This is a genomic window from Streptomyces polyrhachis (assembly GCF_042663125.1).
Lineage (GTDB): Bacteria > Actinomycetota > Actinomycetes > Streptomycetales > Streptomycetaceae > Streptomyces > Streptomyces polyrhachii.
On record NZ_JBHSZO010000011.1, the window covers coordinates 47,409 to 63,665 of the forward strand.

Sequence of the window (16,257 nt, forward strand, 5' to 3'; positions counted from 1 at the left end):
CGCGCCGGCCGGCGCGACGGGACCTCGACGTACCGCGACGCAACCCGAAAACCACACCGGCGAAGCCGCGACCCGGCCGGAAGATTAGACTCAACGCGGACCACGCCCACACCCGCGCTCCGCGCTCCGCGCGACGTACACCTAGGAGGAACGGGTGCCCCTGCTGACCCGCATCACCGGCCCCCGCGACCTGGACGGCCTCACCCCCGCACAGCTGGAGGACCTGGCCGCGGAGATCCGCACCTTCCTCGTGGAGTCCGTCGCCCGCACCGGCGGCCACCTCGGCCCCAACCTCGGCGTGGTCGAACTGACCATCGCCCTGCACCGGGTCTTCGACTCGCCCCGCGACCGGGTGCTCTTCGACACGGGCCACCAGTCCTACGTCCACAAGCTGCTCACCGGCCGCCAGGACTTCTCCCGCCTGCGCACCAAGGGCGGCCTCTCCGGCTACCCCTCCCGCGCGGAGTCCGAGCACGACGTCATCGAGAACAGCCACGCCTCGACCGTGCTGGGCTGGGCCGACGGCCTCGCCAAGGCCAACCAGGTCCGCGCCACCGGCGACCACGTGGTCGCCGTCATCGGCGACGGCGCCCTCACCGGCGGCATGGCCTGGGAGGCGCTCAACAACATCGCCGCCGCCAAGGACCGCCCCCTGGTCATCGTCGTCAACGACAACGAGCGCTCCTACGCCCCCACCATCGGCGGCCTGGCCGACCACCTCGCCACCCTGCGCACCACCGAGGGCTACGAGCGCTTCCTGGCCCGTACGAAGGACCTCCTCGACCGCACCCCGGTCGTCGGCAAGCCCATCTACGAGACCCTGCACGGCGCCAAGAAGGGCCTGAAGGACTTCATCGCCCCCCAGGGCATGTTCGAGGACCTGGGCCTGAAGTACGTCGGCCCCATCGACGGCCACGACATCGCCGCCGTGGAGTCCGCCCTGCAGCGCGCCAAGCGCTTCGGCGGCCCGGTGATCGTGCACTGCCTCACCGAGAAGGGCCGCGGCTACCGCCCCGCCCGCGAGGACGAGGCCGACCAGTTCCACGCGGTCGGCGTCATCCACCCCGACACCGGCCTGCCCGTCGCCACCTCCGGCGCCGACTGGACCTCCGTCTTCGCCGAGGAGATGGTCGCCCTGGGCCGCGAGCGCGAGGACCTCGTCGCCATCACGGCCGCGATGATGCGCCCCACCGGCCTGCACCCCTTCAGCGAGGCGTTCCCCGAGCGCACCTACGACGTGGGCATCGCCGAGCAGCACGCCGCGGTCTCGGCCGCGGGCCTGGCCACCGGCGGCCTGCACCCGGTCGTCGCCGTCTACGCCACCTTCCTCAACCGCGCCTTCGACCAGGTCCTGATGGACGTCGCCCTGCACAGGTGCGGCGTGACGTTCGTCCTGGACCGGGCCGGCATCACCGGCACCGACGGCGCCTCCCACAACGGCATGTGGGACATGTCGATCCTCCAGGTCGTCCCCGGCCTGCGGATCGCCGCCCCGCGCGACGCCGACCAGCTGCGCGCCCAGCTGCGCGAGGCCGTCGAGGTCGACGACGCCCCCACCGTGGTGCGCTACTCCAAGGGCGCCGTCGGCCCCGCCGTCCCGGCCCTGCGCCGGATCGGCGGCATGGACGTGCTGCGCGAGGCGGGCACGGGGGAGGACGGGCAGCCCGACGTGCTGCTGGTCTCCGTCGGCGCGCTGGCACCGATGTGCCTGGAGGCCGCCGAGATGCTGCAGCAGCAGGGCATCACGACGACGGTCGTCGACCCCCGCTGGGTCAAGCCCGTCGACGAGCAGCTGCCGCCCCTCGCCGCGCGCCACCGCGTGGTGGTCACCGTCGAGGACAACAGCCGCAGCGGCGGCGTCGGCTCGGCCGTCTCCCAGGCCCTGCGCGACGCGGGCGTGGACCTGCCGCTGCGCGACTTCGGCATCCCCGAGCGCTTCCTCGACCACGCCTCCCGCAAGGAGGTGCTGGCCGAGATCGGCCTCACCGCCCCGGACATCGCCCGCCAGATCACGGGCCTGGTGGCGCGGATCGACCGCCACGCCGGCGAGGACGCCAGCGAGGCAGCGCGCGAGCCCGCCCGCGACTGAGGCGGCCGACTGACCCACCCGGAGGCCGGGTCGCTCACTCGTACGAGGTGAGCGGCCCGGCCCCCGGCTTTCCCGCACCCGGAAACGGGCACCCATGGCCACCACCCCGCCGTGAAGGAGTGCCCGATGCGCAGCAGCGCCTTCCGTACGAAGTCCGTCGAGGAGTCCATCAGGGACACCGAGGAGCCGGAGCACGGACTGAGGAAGTCCCTCACCGCCGTCGACCTGACCGTCTTCGGCGTCGGCGTCATCATCGGCACCGGCATCTTCGTCCTCACCGGAAAGATCGCCCGCGACACCGCCGGCCCGGCGACCGCGCTGTCGTTCGTCGTCGCGGGCGTCGTCTGCGGCCTCGCCGCCCTGTGCTACGCCGAGTTCGCCTCGACCGTGCCGGTGGCCGGCTCGGCGTACACCTTCTCCTACGCCTCCCTGGGCGAACTGCCCGCCTGGATCATCGGCTGGGACCTCATCCTGGAGCTGGCGCTGGGCTGCGCGGTGGTCGCGGTCGGCTGGTCGGGCTACCTGCGCTCGCTGATGGACTCCGCCGGCATCCCCCTGCCCGACGCCCTGTCCGGTACGCACGACGGGCACTTCGGCTTCGACCTGCTGGCCTGCCTGCTGGTCCTGGCGCTCACCGCCCTGCTGGTCGCCGGGACCAAGCTCTCCTCCCGCGTCACCTCGGTCGTCGTGGCGATCAAGGTCGCCGTGGTGCTGCTGGTGATCATCGCCGGCGCCTTCTTCGTCAAGGCCGCCAACTACACCCCCTTCGTCCCGCCCGCCAAGAGCACCCCCGGCGACACCGGCATCCACGCCCCCCTCATCCAGCTCATGTCCGGCTACACCCCCACCACCTTCGGCGTGCTGGGCATCTTCACCGCCGCGGCGGTGGTCTTCTTCGCCTTCATCGGCTTCGACGTCGTGGCGACGGCCGCCGAGGAGACCATCCACCCGCAGAAGGACATCCCCCGCGGCATCCTCGGCTCCCTCGCCATCTGCACCCTGCTGTACGTACTGGTCTCGCTGGTCGTCGTCGGCATGCAGCACTACACCGAGCTGTCCACCGCCGCCCCCCTCGCCGACGCCTTCAAGGCCGTCGGCGCCCCCTTCTTCGCCGGCACCATCAGCTTCGGCGCGGCCATCGGCCTGACCACGGTCTGCATGATCCTGCTGCTCGGCCAGAGCCGGGTCTTCTTCGCCATGAGCCGCGACGGCCTGCTGCCGCGCTTCTTCGCCCACGTCCACCCGAGGTTCGGCACGCCCTACCGCTCGACGATCCTGCTCGGCACGGTGGTGGCCGTCGTCGCCGGCTTCACCTCGATCGACGAGCTGGCGGAGCTGGTGAACATCGGCACGCTCTTCGCCTTCATCGTGGTCGCCCTCGGGGTGGTCGTCCTGCGCCGCACCCGCCCCGACCTGCCCCGCTCCTTCCGCACCCCGCTGGTCCCGCTGGTCCCCGCCCTGTCGGTGCTGGCCTCGCTCTGGCTGATGCTGAACCTCCCGGCCGAGACCTGGATCCGCTTCGGCGTCTGGATGGCCGTGGGGGTGGCGGTCTACTACGCGTACGGCCGCAGCCACAGCCGCCTGAACAGCGCCTCAGCGCCCCGCTGACCGCACGCAGCAGGAGGGGCCGCCCGGTGTCGCACCGGGCGGCCCCTCCTGCTGTGTACCCCTCAGGACTTGCGCCGCACCGCGCTCGGCCCCACGCTCGTCGCGCCCAGCGCCTCGATCCGGTCGCGCAGCCCGCGGTCGGCCGTGACGACCACCCGGTCGCGCTCGGGATCGGCCTTCGCCACCACGGAGACGATGTGGTCGTCCCCGCTGCCCGGCGCGGACTCCACCCGCACCCCCTCCACCGAGTCCACCCCGCGCGCCTGGCCCTCCACGACCAGCACCACCTCCGCCGGACCCGGATGCCCCGGGACGCCCTTCTCGACCACCGGATCGAGTGAGTCCCGCAACCGGGTCGCGGCGCCCTTGCGGTCCTTCCACCAGCCGTCGGGCACGGAGCCCACGACATTGGCTGCGTCAACGACGACGAGCGGCTTCTCATCGGCCATGGTGCCCAGCTCCTCAGTCTCCCGACCGGGTCGCTGACCTGCGCGTATGTGAATCGGCTGCCAGTCGGCCCGCTCTACGGCCCCCGGCCACCGGGCTTTCCACGATACGGGCCCCGCGCCCGCCCCGCAGTGCCCACGGGACCCCGGCGCGACCCCGGGGAGGGGCGTCCGGAGCCGTACGAGCCAGTCGATAACGCATCCGAATTGCCCGAATTAGTAGAAATCAATCCGCGATCTTGCCTAAAGCCGCGCCCGCCCCGTGCCGAAGAACTGATTGACCCTTCCGACCCGAAGGCTCCCCTCCCCAGTGGATCCCCCCGTGCAAAAGTCCCCGCATCATCAGGAGGCCTGGTGTCCGTACTGCTCGAGCAACCCGCAAGCCTGGTCGCCTACCGTCCCAACAAGCCGACCGCCATGGTCGTCGTGGCCGACCCGCGGGTGCGCTCCAGCGTGACCCGCCACCTCTGGGCCCTCGGCGTCCGCGACGTGATCGAGGCGTCCTCCATCGCCGAGGCCCGCCCCCGGATCGCCAACCCGCGTGACATCTGCGTCGCCGACGTCCACCTCCCGGACGGCTCGGGGCTGACCCTGCTGAGCGAGACCCGCGCCGCGGGCTGGCCCAACGGCCTGGCCCTCTCCGCCGCCGACGACATCGGCGCGGTACGCAACGCGCTGGCCGGCGGGGTCAAGGGCTACGTCGTCACCGGCACCCGTACCAACGTCGGCCTGGGCACCCGCCCCGGCGCCGCGCACATCGGCGCCGCCGCCGGCCGGCTGCACCGCCGCCCCGGAGCCCCGGGCGGGGCCCCCGGCCGCGGCGAGGGGGCGCCGGGCCACCCCGGTGGCTACCGGGAGCTGTCCGGCCGCGAGGTCGAGGTGCTGCGGCTGGTGGCGGAGGGCCAGTCCAACAAGGCGATCGGGGTCTCGATGGGGCTCTCCGCGCTGACCGTGAAGTCGCACCTCGCGCGCATCGCCCGCAAGCTCGGCACCGGTGACCGGGCCGGCATGGTCGCGGTGGCGCTGCGGACCGGCATCATCCACTGAATCTGTACATTCCCACCGGGCCCGTCGACGGAACGTTCCGTCGACGGGCCCGTACTGTCGGCGGGCTGTCGGCGCGCCCGGATACCCTTGACAGGTGACCGACGCTCAAGACACCGCAGCAAACGACACCGCGCGGGAAGTAACCGGTACGGACGGCGCAGTCCCTGACGGGGCTGCCGGCGCCGGCAGCCCCGCCGACGCGGGAGGCGCCGCGGAGCAGGAGCCGGTCCCGCTGCTCGCGCCCCGCGAGGGCGTCCCCCCGGTGGTCGCCTCCCCGGGCGCCCTGGCCGAGGTGGTCGAAGCCTTCGCCGCGGGCCGCGGCCCCGTCGCGGTGGACGCCGAGCGCGCCTCCGGCTACCGCTACGGGCAGCGTGCGTACCTCGTCCAGCTGCGCCGCGAGGGCGCGGGGACGGCCCTGGTCGACCCGGTGGGCTGCCCCGACCTCAGCGCTCTGGGCGCCGCTGTCGCCGACGCCGAGTGGGTGCTGCACGCCGCCACCCAGGACCTGCCCTGCCTGCACGAGATAGGCATGAGCCCCAAGCGGCTCTTCGACACCGAGCTGGCCGGCCGGCTCGCGGGCTTCGCCCGGGTCGGGCTGGGCGCGATGGTGGAGAAGGTGCTGGGCTTCGCCCTGGAGAAGGGCCACTCCGCCGTCGACTGGTCCACCCGCCCGCTGCCGGAGCCCTGGCTGCGCTATGCCGCGCTCGACGTGGAACTGCTGGTGGACCTGCGCGACGCCCTGGAGGAGGAGCTGGCGGGGCAGGGGAAGCTGGAGTGGGCGCGCCAGGAGTTCGCCGCGCTGGCCGCCGCCCCGCCGCCCGCGCCCCGCAGCGACCCCTGGCGCCGTACCTCCGGGATGCACAAGCTGCGCCGGCGCCGGCAGCTCGCCGTGGTGCGCGAGCTGTGGCTCGCCCGGGACGGCGTCGCGCAGCGGCGCGACGTCTCGCCGGGCAAGGTGCTCGGGGACGCGGCGATCGTGGAGGCCGCGCTGAAGCTCCCGGCGAGCGTGGGCGCGCTGGCGGCGCTGCCCGGCTTCGGGCAGCGCACGGGCCGCCGCCAGCTGGAGCAGTGGCAGTCGGCCGTGGACCGGGCGCGCGAGCTGCCCGAGAGCGAGCTGCCGCAGCTGGGCGCCGTGCTCAACGGCCCGCCGCCGCCGCGCTCCTGGGCGGAGAAGGACCCGGCCGCCGCCGCGCGGCTGGCCGCCGCCCGCGCCGCGGTCTCCGCGCGGGCCGAGGAGCTGGACCTGCCGCAGGAGAACCTGATCACGCCGGACACGGTGCGCCGGCTGTGCTGGGAGCCGCCGGCCGTGGCGGACGAGGCGGCCGTGGGCGCCTTCCTGCGGGCCCACGGCGCGCGGCAGTGGCAGGTGGAGCTGGTGGCGCCGCTGCTGGCGGCGGTGCTGGGGAAGTGAGGGCGGGGGAGTTAGGGGGAGCGGAGGACGGTCGCGGGGGCGCGGTGTGTGAGATGCGCCGCTAGCGCGGCCCGGCCTGGGCGTACCTGTTACTCGCGAGTAGCATGGCTCGTACGTAACCCCACCCCCCCGGAGGAGAGCCGTGCCTCGTACCGCTAGGGATGTCGTCTTCGTCGACGGCGTCCGGACCCCGTTCGGCAAGGCGGGCCCCAAGGGCATCTACCACGAGACCCGCGCCGACGACCTGGTCGTCAAGTGCATCCGTGAGCTGCTGCGCCGCAACCCGGCGCTGGACCCGGCGAAGATCGACGAGGTGGCCATCGCCGCCACCACGCAGATCGGCGACCAGGGGCTGACCCTGGGCCGCACCGCCGGCATCCTGGCCGGCCTGCCGCAGTCGGTCCCCGGCTACTCCATCGACCGGATGTGCGCCGGCGCGCTCACCGCGGTCACCAGCACGGCCGGCTCCATCGCCTTCGGCGCCTACGACGTGGTCGTGGCCGGCGGCGTGGAGCACATGGGCCGCCACCCCATGGGCGAGGGCGTGGACCCCAACCCGCGCTTCGTCTCCGAGAAGCTGGTCGACGAGTCGGCCCTCTTCATGGGCATGACCGCGGAGAACCTGCACGACCGCTTCCCGCACCTCACCAAGGAGCGCGCCGACGCCTACGCCGTGCGCTCCCAGGAGAAGGCCGCCAAGGCGTATGCCGACGGCAGGATCCAGCAGGACCTGGTGCCGATCGCCATCCGCCGCACCAACGAGCAGGCGGGCGAGACCGGTTGGGGCCTGGCCACCGCCGACGAGCCGATGCGGCCGGGCACCACGATGGAGTCGCTGGCCGGGCTGAAGACCCCCTTCCGCCCGCACGGCCGGATCACCGCGGGCAACGCGGCCGGCCTCAACGACGGCGCCACCGCCTCCCTGCTGGCCGCCGAGGACGTCGCCGAGGAACTGGGCCTGCCGGTCCGGATGCGCCTGGTGTCCTACGCCTTCGTCGGCGTCGAGCCCGAGGTCATGGGCTACGGCCCCGTCCCCGCGACGGAGAAGGCCCTGGCCAAGGCCGGCCTGACCATCGACGACATCGGCCTCTTCGAGATCAACGAGGCCTTCGCCGTGCAGGTGCTGGCCCTCCTCGACCACTACGGCATCGCCGACGACGACCCGCGCGTCAACCAGTACGGCGGCGCCATCGCCTACGGCCACCCGCTGGCCTCCTCCGGCGTGCGTCTCATGACGCAGCTGGCGCGGCAGTTCGAGGAGCAGCCGCAGGTCCGTTACGGCATCACGACCATGTGCGTCGGCTTCGGCATGGGCGCGACGGTCATCTGGGAGAACCCCCACTGGGAGGGCAAGTGAGCACCACCGCCGAACTGCTGAAGGGCGCCGCGGCGCTCTTCCCCGACGAGGTCGTCACCGCCGCGCACGTCCGCCACCTGGACCTGCCGGGCGCCGGGCGCTTCGCCCTGATCACCCTGGACAACGGCCTGGACCACACCAAGCCGACCACCTTCGGCCCGCAGTCGCTGGCCAACCTCGACGCCGCGATCGACCAGGTCGAGCGCGAGGCCGCCGCCGGCGAGATCACGGCCGCCGGTGTCACCGGCAAGCCGTTCATCTTCGCCGTCGGCGCCGACCTCAAGGGCGTCGAGCTGCTGGGGCGCCGGGAGGACGCGCTGGCCATCGGCCAGGGCGGCCACGCCGTCTTCCAGCGCCTGACCGCGCTGCCCGTCCCCACCTTCGCCTTCTACAACGGCGCGGCGATGGGCGGCGGCGTCGAGGTCGGCCTGTACTGCACGTACCGCACCGTCTCGGCGGCGCTGCCGGCCTTCTCGCTGCCTGAGGTCTTCCTCGGCCTGGTCCCCGGCTGGGGCGGCTGCACCCTGCTGCCCAACCTGATCGGCGCCGAGCGCGCGGTCAAGGTGATCATCGAGAACAGCCTCAACCAGAACCGCCAGCTCAAGGGCAGGCAGGTCCGCGACCTCGGCATCGCGGACGCGATCTTCGAGGGCGCGGACTTCCTGGAGCAGTCGCTGCTGTGGGCCGCGTCCGTCCTGACGGGCGAGACCGAGGTCGTACGCCCCGAGATCGACCGGGGCGAGGGCTGGGACGCCGCCGTCGCGCACGGCCGCGCGGTCGCCGACTCCAAGGTGCACGGCGCCGCCCCGGCCGCGTACCGCGCGCTGGACATCATCGCGAACGCGAAGAACGGCGACCTGCGCCAGGGCTTCGCCGCCGAGGACGAGGCCCTCGCGGACCTCATCATGGGCGGTGAACTGCGCTCCGGTATCTACGCCTTCAACCTGGTGCAGAAGCGCGCCAAGCGCCCCGTCGGCGCCCCGGACAAGGCGCTGGCCCGTCCGGTGAACAAGGTCGGCATCGTGGGCGCGGGCCTGATGGCCTCGCAGATGGCGCTGCTCTTCGTCCGCCGCCTGGAGGTGCCGGTCACGCTGACGGACATCGACCAGGCGCGGATCGACAAGGGTGTCGCCTACGTCCACGAGCAGATCGACTTCCTGCTGCTCAAAGGCCGGATCAACCAGGACAAGGCCAACCGCCTCAAGGGCCTGGTCACCGGCTCCCTGGACAAGGCCGAGGCGTTCGGCGACGCGGACTTCGTCATCGAGGCCGTCTTCGAGGAACTGGGCGTCAAGCAGCAGGTCTTCGCCGAGCTGGAGGCCGTCGTCCCGGAGCACACGATCCTGGCGACCAACACCTCCTCGCTGTCGATCACCGAGATGGCCTCGCAGCTGAAGAACCCCGAGCGGGTCGTGGGCTTCCACTTCTTCAATCCGGTCGCGATCATGCCGCTGCTGGAGATCGTGCGGGCGGAGAGGACCGACGAGGGCACCCTCGCCACCGCCTTCGCCGTCGCGAAGAAGCTGAAGAAGACGTCCGTGCTGGTCAAGGACGCCCCGGCGTTCGTGGTCAACCGCATCCTGACCCGCTTCATGGGCGAGGTCCTGGGCGCGGTGGACGAGGGCACCCCGGTGGAGGTCGCCGACCGCGCGCTGGCGCCCCTGGGGCTGCCGATGTCGCCGATCGTGCTGCTGGACCTGGTCGGCCCGGCCGTCGCGCACCACGTGGCCGGCACCCTGGCCGAGTCCTTCCCCGACCGCTTCCGCCAGTCGGAGAACCTGGGCCGCGTGGTCGCCGCCGGCAAGCGCAACCTCTACGTCTACGACTCGGGCACCCCCGAGCTGGACCCGGAGGTCGCCGAGCTCTTCCAGGTCGGCGACACCGTCCTGACCGAGGAGCAGGTCCGTAACCGCGCGCTGGACGCGATCGCGCAGGAGATCGGCCTCATGCTCGACGAGGGCGTCGTCGCCGAGGCGCAGGACGTCGACCTGTGCCTGATCACGGGCGCGGGCTGGCCCTTCCACCTGGGCGGCATCACCCCGTACCTGGACCGCGCGGGCGTCACCGAGCGCGTCCTGGGCCGCCGCTTCCTCCCGGAGGGCGTGGCGAGCGTGCCGGCGTAACGGCCGATCCGCAGCAGCACACGAGGGCGCGCCCGCAGCGGGCGCGCCCTCGTGGTGTGCTGCTCAGAACCGGCGGTCGCCGTATCCGGAGTGCACCGCTACGGGCATGACCGAGAAGACGACCGGCACGCCCGGGGACTCGGTTCCCGTGCTGTCCGCGGCGACGACCTCGACCGTGTGGGTCCCCTCGGGCCACGCCCATTCGGCCTCCCAGACCCAGTTGCCGTCCGGAGCGACCCGGCAGCCGCCCAGCAGTCGCCCGTCAGCGCGGACTCCGACCTGGGAGGCGCCGGCCGCCTGCCCGGCGAAGCGGATCCGTCCGGCCGCCAACTGCTCGTAGTTCCCCGGTTGTGCGACCACGGGGGGTGTCAGGCCCTGGGCACGCCAGGAAGGATCCACGGGGGCGGCAGCGTTCGGCGCGGGCTGCGGATGCTGCTGCGGCGCCCCCTGCGACACCGTGAACTGGAACTCCGTGCGCTCGGAGTGGAAGCCTGCCGCATCCACGCCGAACAGGCGGAGCAGATGCTTGCCCGCGGTCCACGGCCGCTCCAGCTCCCACGTCCACGAGCCGTCCACGGCCACGGGCGGCGAGCCGAGGAACTTGCCGTGCTCCCACAGGCTCACCCGCACCGCGCGGGGGGCGGAGCCGGTGAACCGGATGCGCCCGGAACCCAGGATGCTCTGGGGGGCGGGGTCGAGGACCGCGGGTGGTGGGAAGACGGAGTTGTCCTTCACCAGGGAGGTCGACTTCAGGTAGCCGTGGATGGCCGACCTGTCGTGGTCGGGATCCTCGTAGCCGTTGCGTACGAAGCCCAGGCGGGGGGCGAGACCGTCGGCGAGGAAGTTCAGCAGGCCGATCAGCACGGGGACGTTGCGACGTGTCACCTGGGTGTGATCGGTGATGGTCGGGGACTCGCTGTAGAAGAAGTTGAAGTTCTCGTAGCGCTGGAACAGCCCCAGGAACGGCTCCACCTGCGTCTTGTACTGCTCGTCCTGCGGCGAGGAGAGCAGGTAGACGTTGGCCTCGCGGTTCACCTCCGAACGGACCAGCTCGGGTAGTACGGCATCCACCGCCCGCACGTTCTGCGCGGGTACGCCCTCTCCCAGCATGTAGCGGGCCACCTTCGGGTGGACCGTCGCCACGTATGTGCCGATCTGGAACTGCGGGACGATCGAGACGATGTTGCGGAAGCCGTAGCGCAGCCCGAAGTAGAGCGCGGCGCTGCCGCCCTTGGAGCCGCCCCACATCGTGACGTCGTCGGGAGTGAGCCCCAGCGAGCGCATGACGTTGGTGATGACGCCCATGACGGACTGCTCGAGGGAGAAGTCCATGTCGCGGCAGAGGTAGTAGCTGTTCATCCCGTCGAACCGGTCCCGGATCCACAGGATGTTGGCCCGCACGTTGTCGAAGACGCCGTTCGACCAGCCGTAGTCGTCGGGTGCGGAGAAGTTGGCGAAGACGACGACGAGGTGCCGGTTGCCGCCCTTCGCGTGGGCGAAACGGTACTCGACCGGGAAGGCTCCCGACGCGTCGATCCCGTTGGTCAGGGGACGGTTGCCCTTCTTGGCCGGAGCTTTAGACATGGTGGGGCTCTACTCTCATCAACAGCATTGCGTGATCGGAGAAGGCGGTGCCGAGGGTGCGGCAACCCTGCCTCCGAAGATCGGTGAACAGGTAGTCGATCTTGAATCCGCCGGCATGGGTGGGTGTCGCCGGACCGCCCCGCCGACCGTGCTGCCCGCACTCCCGGTAGCGGTCGTACAGCGTGGACGGCCAGACTCCCGACGGCATGACGCCGCCCTCCGCCTTGGGGGGCAGCGTGTTCAGATCCCCGCCGAAGACGGCGGCCGGCGAGGCGTCCGCCGCGGCGGCGAGGGCGGCCAACTGAGCCGGACGCGGGTCGGGGCCCGGGGTGGCGGCGAAGTGCGGGGTGAGATGGGCGGTGCACAGCTCCACCCCGTCCCCGGCGCGCGCGGCGCACAGGACGCCCCGCCGTATATCGTCGTGCGGCTGCGGGGCGGCTACGTAGCGCACGTCTTCCAGCCGCCCCCGCACGGCCAGCGCGATCCCCGCCCGGCCGGAGCCGCGCGTACAGCGGACCGCCGCACCCGTCGGCGTCCGGTAGGGCTCGAAAGCCACCTGCCAGCGAGTGCTTTCCCCGTTCCGCTCCTCGCGCAGCCGTCCGGCGGTGCGCTCACAGGCCTCCTGCAGCAGTACGGCGTCGGCCCGCTGGGTTCGCACCGTCCGCACCAGTTCCGCGGCCTTCTCCGCCGCGGACCCGGTGCCGGCGCAGCCGTTCCAGCGCTCCACTCCGCACATGTTCCAGGTCAGCACCGTCAGAGTGGACGCCAAAACCGGAGCGTCGGATGCAGCCGGAGCACCGCAGGCCGCCGGAGCCATCAGCCCGGCGGCCAGCAGTACCGGCCACGCCCGCAACCTCATACCGCCGCCCGGTAGGCGGTGGTGGAGCGGGGGACGGCGAGGTTCGTCCCCGAGGCCGCCTCCTGGCCGCCGGCCGCCAGCATCCGGTCCAGCAGCCGGGGGGCGGCCCGGCCGTCGTCCAGATCGCAGAACTGCTGCTGGAACCAGCGGTAGGCGTTCGCGTAGTGCGCCGCCACCTGGTCGATGTGCCGGATCCCGGCGAGGAGGTCCTCCGAGGTCCGTACGAGCGGGCCGGGGGCACTGCGCTCGAAGTCGAAGTAGAAGCCCCGCAGGGTGTCGCGGTAGTGCTCCAGGTCGTAGGTGAAGAACAGCATCGGACGACCGGTGTTCGCGAAGTCGAACATCAGGGAGGAGTAGTCCGTCACCAGCACATCGGTGATCAGTGAGAGCTCCGCCATGTCCGGGTACTCGGAGACGTCCCAGACGAATCCGTCGCCTGCCTCCGGAACCGGGTCGACGACGTTGGGATGGCGGCGCACCAGCAGAACATGGTCGTGGCCGAGCACCTCCCGGAAGCGCTGGAGGTCGATCCGGAAGTCGAACTTGTAGCGGCCTGCGGAGTGGTACTGGTCGTCGCGCCAGGTGGGGGCGTACAGCACGACCCGCTTGCCGGGCGGTATCCCGATCCACTCCCGGACCTGGCGGGCCCGGGCGCTGTTGTTGCGGCGACGCAGGATGTCGTTACGGGGATAGCCCGTCTCGACCAGCTCGCCCTCGAAGCCGAAGGCGCGGCGCAGGATGGGCGAGCTGAAGCTGTTGGGGGAGACCAGCATGCTCCACTGGCGGACCTCCTTCTCCAGCCGTTCGAGGTAGCGCTTGTCGGCGAAGTGCACGGCCTCGATGTCGTGGCCGATCTTCTTCAGCGGGGTGCCGTGCCAGGTCTGCACCACGATCTGGCCCTCGCGGCGCTCGAACCAGTCGGGCAGGTGGTTGTTGGCGACGATGTAGCGGCTGCGGGCGAGCGCCTCGTACCACTCGGGCGACCACATCCGCACCGGCTCCACCCCGGGCGGGACGGTGACCTGGTCGTCGCGTACGACCCACTGCGGTGCGAGCCCGCAGCCGCCCCGGCGTACCAGCTCCTCCAGCACCGCCCGCGGACTGTCGGAGAACTGCGTGCCCTTGAAGGAGTCGAACAGCACGGTCTCCCGCAGTGCGCCACGGCGCTGCGCCGGGTAGAGCGAGCCGCGCAGCTCCTTCTGCCGGTACGGGCCGCGGGCGTGGTCCGGCATCGCGGAGTGCACCAGGAGGGTCAGGCGGTCGTAGGACTGGCTCTGCAGTTCGTAGCGGCGCCCGCCCGTTTCGATGTCAGCGGGAAGGTCCTCGATCAGCTCCCGCTCGGTCTTGAGCATGAGGTCCTCGCGGTCCCCGCCGGGCACCCGCAGGAAGAAGTCCCAGCGGCCGGAGGCCAGCGGTATGCGTCCGGCCAGCGAGGGCACCTGGGAGGGGGAGCAGGTGAAGTGGAACCCGTCGCCCTCCCAGTTCACCGGGAAGACCTTCTCCACGCCACCGGCCCGGGAGCGCATCACCACTGTCGTACCGGCCCGCTCCCGCGGATCGAGCCGCCCCGCGGCGTGGTACGTACCCCAGATGCCCAGCGTGCCGTCCTCGCGCCAGCGGAAACTGTGCGCGGTGGGCAGCGCCGCGCGTTCGAACAGCACCACGTAGCCGGAACCGTTGCGGTGGATCACCAGTTCGCGGTCGCCGAACCGGGACTGCAGATGCGCCGGGGTGAGATGACGGCCGTCCTCCACGTCCTCGGCCATCACCGGGTACAGGGGCCGCTTGCGGCCGCGGAGCACCAGGGTCGTCTTCCAGCCGTTGGTGTCCATCGCCCACGCCTTGGGCTTCTGGCCCGCGGTCTCGCGGCGGCCGGGCGGCACCAGCTTGTCGAAGGGAATGCGGGTGGTGAAGTGGCACCAGCCCTCGCCGCCGTAGGTGAACCACACGGGTGCGTCGAACTGCGCCGCGCCGGTCAGACTGCGCAGCCTGAAGGTGCCGTGCTCGGGGACCTCGCTGTGCAGCAGTACGCCGTACAGGAGCACATGCGTGTCGCTGACCTCGTGACGGACGATCCGGCAGCGCACCACCTCGACGCGGATCTTCAGCACACCGTTGCGGAACAGCGGCAGCACCCGCGTGTTGTTGTCGACATACAGCGCGGGCGGGTGCGAGCCGCTGCCCGAGTCACCGGTGGCGATCCCCTTGTAGCGGAAGAGGCCGCGGCTGAAGACGCCGGCGGCGACGTCCCAGGTCCCCTCGACCCAGTTGCCCTTCTCCTTCAGCCGCTCAGGGTTGACCACCGTGTCGAAGCCGGCCCAGTCGTAGCAGTAGCGGCTCTGGTTGGAGTGCTCGGTGGCGTTCGGCGCGTACGTCGTCTTCGCCGGAATGACGGTGAACTGCCTGGTCTTCTGCTTGCGCAGCGCGATCGCCTTGCGCGACATGTGGCGCTTGTGCACGTTGAGCAGCCGGATGTAGGCCGTGCCGGTGAGGTGCAGCCTGCCGTCCTCCCAGGAGGCGGAGGAGAGCCGGCTGGAGACGGCGAACTCCTTGTCCATCCGGTACGCGTCCTTGTCGACGCCGGTGGACCGGTTACCCAGGTGGGGCAGGTCGGCGTAGCGGCGCAGCCGGCGGCGTACCGGCATCGGGCCGCCCTTGCGCTCGAACTCCAGTGTTTCCAGCAGCTCTTCCAGCCGCCCCTCGCGCACCAGCGCCCACTTGACCCGGTCCGCGGCGGGCAGTCCGTCGATGATCACCGGGTCGACCTGGTCCAGGAAGTCGTTGGCCCAGTACATGAACGCGTCGCGGTACTCCTGGTCGGCGTCGGGGAGCACCTTGAGGTGGATGAGGAGGTCGGACTTCAGGCAGATCTCGTCGTACCAGCGCTTGTAGTCCGTGTACGCCTTGGAGCGGTGCTGGCCGAGGAAGGTGCTGACCGAGTCCACGGCCGCGAAGCGGTCGCGCAGGTTGTCCATCTCGGTGTAGCGCTGGGTGATCGAGGGTGCGGCCTTGCCGTCGCGGCGCCGCCAGTAGTAGACGAAGTCGGTGACGACGTCGACCTTCTCCGCCCGGAAGTGGGCGTACATGTTGACCCAGGAGTCCTCGTAGAGCACGCCTTCGGGGAACGCGATCTGGTTGTAGTCCCAGAAGGATCGGCGGAACACCTTGTTCCACACCGTCCGGTCGTAGATCAGCTCCCGGTGCCGGGTGATGTGCGTACCGCGCTTGTTCGCCTTCATCGGCGCCTTGTGCAGCGGGGACTGCCACATCGTGGTGGAGTTCATCATCCGTACGTTGCCGGAGACGAAGTCCGAACCGGACCCTTCGAGGGTCTTGATGAGCAGGGAGTACGTGTAGTCGGGGATGACGTCGTCGCCATCGACGAAGGCGAGGAACTCGGCCTCGGGATGGCAGGTCTGGATGCCGGTGTTGCGGGCGTGGCCGGGACCCTGGCCTTCCTGGCGGATCAGCTTGAAGCGCGGGTCGCGGTGGCAGTAGCCGGCGGCGATCCGGGTCGAGTCGTCCGTGGAGCCGTCGTCGACCATGATGACTTCGAAGTCCGTGAACGTCTGCAGCGCGATCGACTGCAGGCAGTCGTCGAGGTAGGTCTCCACGTCCTGGAAGGGGACGATGACACTCAGCCTGGGAGCCATCTACACGTCCCTCTCTGACTTGAACCGCTTGGCTGCGCGGTGCCTGGCGGTCCTGATCACCGCTGCGCCGTCGCAGCTGC

10 protein-coding genes are annotated in these 16,257 nt (G+C 71.4%); 6 read left to right on the forward strand and 4 right to left on the reverse strand.

The window, feature by feature from the left end; all coding sequences use genetic code 11:
- The first annotated feature begins 154 nt into the window (after positions 1-154).
- Positions 155-2,089 carry a 1-deoxy-D-xylulose-5-phosphate synthase gene (dxs, locus tag ACFQLX_RS09375; protein WP_386413727.1) on the forward strand — a complete coding sequence of 645 codons (1,935 nt, stop codon included), beginning with the start codon at positions 155-157 and terminating at the stop codon, positions 2,087-2,089.
- Positions 2,090-2,215: 126 nt separating this feature from the next.
- Positions 2,216-3,697, forward strand: coding sequence for an amino acid permease (locus ACFQLX_RS09380; RefSeq protein ID WP_386413729.1), 1,482 nt, complete (start codon positions 2,216-2,218; stop codon positions 3,695-3,697).
- A gap of 62 nt (positions 3,698-3,759) precedes the next feature.
- On the opposite strand, the gene ACFQLX_RS09385 is transcribed toward ACFQLX_RS09380, so the two are convergent.
- On the reverse strand, positions 3,760-4,146 hold the full coding sequence (locus tag ACFQLX_RS09385; RefSeq protein ID WP_386413730.1) for an NTP pyrophosphohydrolase: 387 nt from the start codon (positions 4,144-4,146) through the stop codon (positions 3,760-3,762).
- A gap of 351 nt (positions 4,147-4,497) precedes the next feature.
- Between ACFQLX_RS09385 and ACFQLX_RS09390 the strand changes: the two genes are divergently transcribed.
- The 4 genes from ACFQLX_RS09390 (at position 4,498) to ACFQLX_RS09405 (ending at position 10,081) form a co-directional block, all read left to right on the forward strand.
- A complete protein-coding gene (locus ACFQLX_RS09390) occupies positions 4,498-5,190 on the forward strand; it encodes a LuxR C-terminal-related transcriptional regulator (RefSeq protein ID WP_386413731.1) in 693 nt (230 codons plus the stop codon).
- 94 nt (positions 5,191-5,284) lie between these two features.
- A complete protein-coding gene (locus tag ACFQLX_RS09395; RefSeq protein ID WP_386413732.1) occupies positions 5,285-6,601 on the forward strand; it encodes an HRDC domain-containing protein in 1,317 nt (438 codons plus the stop codon).
- Between the two features lie 142 nt (positions 6,602-6,743).
- Positions 6,744-7,958 carry a thiolase family protein gene (locus ACFQLX_RS09400; protein ID WP_386413734.1) on the forward strand — a complete coding sequence of 405 codons (1,215 nt, stop codon included), beginning with the start codon at positions 6,744-6,746 and terminating at the stop codon, positions 7,956-7,958.
- The gene (locus tag ACFQLX_RS09405; RefSeq protein WP_386413735.1) at positions 7,955-10,081 is read left to right on the forward strand and encodes a 3-hydroxyacyl-CoA dehydrogenase NAD-binding domain-containing protein; all 2,127 of its coding nucleotides are present in this window, start codon (positions 7,955-7,957) and stop codon (positions 10,079-10,081) included. Before ACFQLX_RS09400 ends, ACFQLX_RS09405 begins: the two co-directional genes overlap by 4 nt.
- A gap of 63 nt (positions 10,082-10,144) precedes the next feature.
- Here ACFQLX_RS09405 and ACFQLX_RS09410 read toward each other — a convergent pair whose 3' ends face one another.
- The 3 genes from ACFQLX_RS09410 to ACFQLX_RS09420 form a co-directional block, all read right to left on the reverse strand.
- Entirely contained in the window at positions 10,145-11,665 is a 1,521-nt protein-coding gene (locus ACFQLX_RS09410; protein WP_386413736.1) for a hypothetical protein, read from the reverse strand.
- On the reverse strand, positions 11,658-12,434 hold the full coding sequence (locus tag ACFQLX_RS09415; protein ID WP_386413737.1) for an endonuclease/exonuclease/phosphatase family protein: 777 nt from the start codon (positions 12,432-12,434) through the stop codon (positions 11,658-11,660). The genes ACFQLX_RS09410 and ACFQLX_RS09415 overlap by 8 nt, the downstream gene beginning before the upstream one ends.
- An 86-nt stretch (positions 12,435-12,520) precedes the next feature.
- Positions 12,521-16,177, reverse strand: coding sequence for a bifunctional glycosyltransferase/CDP-glycerol:glycerophosphate glycerophosphotransferase (locus ACFQLX_RS09420; RefSeq protein WP_386413738.1), 3,657 nt, complete (start codon positions 16,175-16,177; stop codon positions 12,521-12,523).
- Positions 16,178-16,257 lie beyond the last annotated feature (80 nt).

Coding starts and splice junctions, on each gene's coding strand:
- ACFQLX_RS09380 (WP_386413729.1), top strand. CDS start 2,216: ATGCGCAGCAGCGCCTTCCGTACGAAGTCCGTCGAGGAGTCCATCAGG.
- ACFQLX_RS09385 (WP_386413730.1), bottom strand. CDS start 4,146: ATGGCCGATGAGAAGCCGCTCGTCGTCGTTGACGCAGCCAATGTCGTG.
- ACFQLX_RS09410 (WP_386413736.1), bottom strand. CDS start 11,665: ATGTCTAAAGCTCCGGCCAAGAAGGGCAACCGTCCCCTGACCAACGGG.
- ACFQLX_RS09420 (WP_386413738.1), bottom strand. CDS start 16,177: ATGGCTCCCAGGCTGAGTGTCATCGTCCCCTTCCAGGACGTGGAGACC.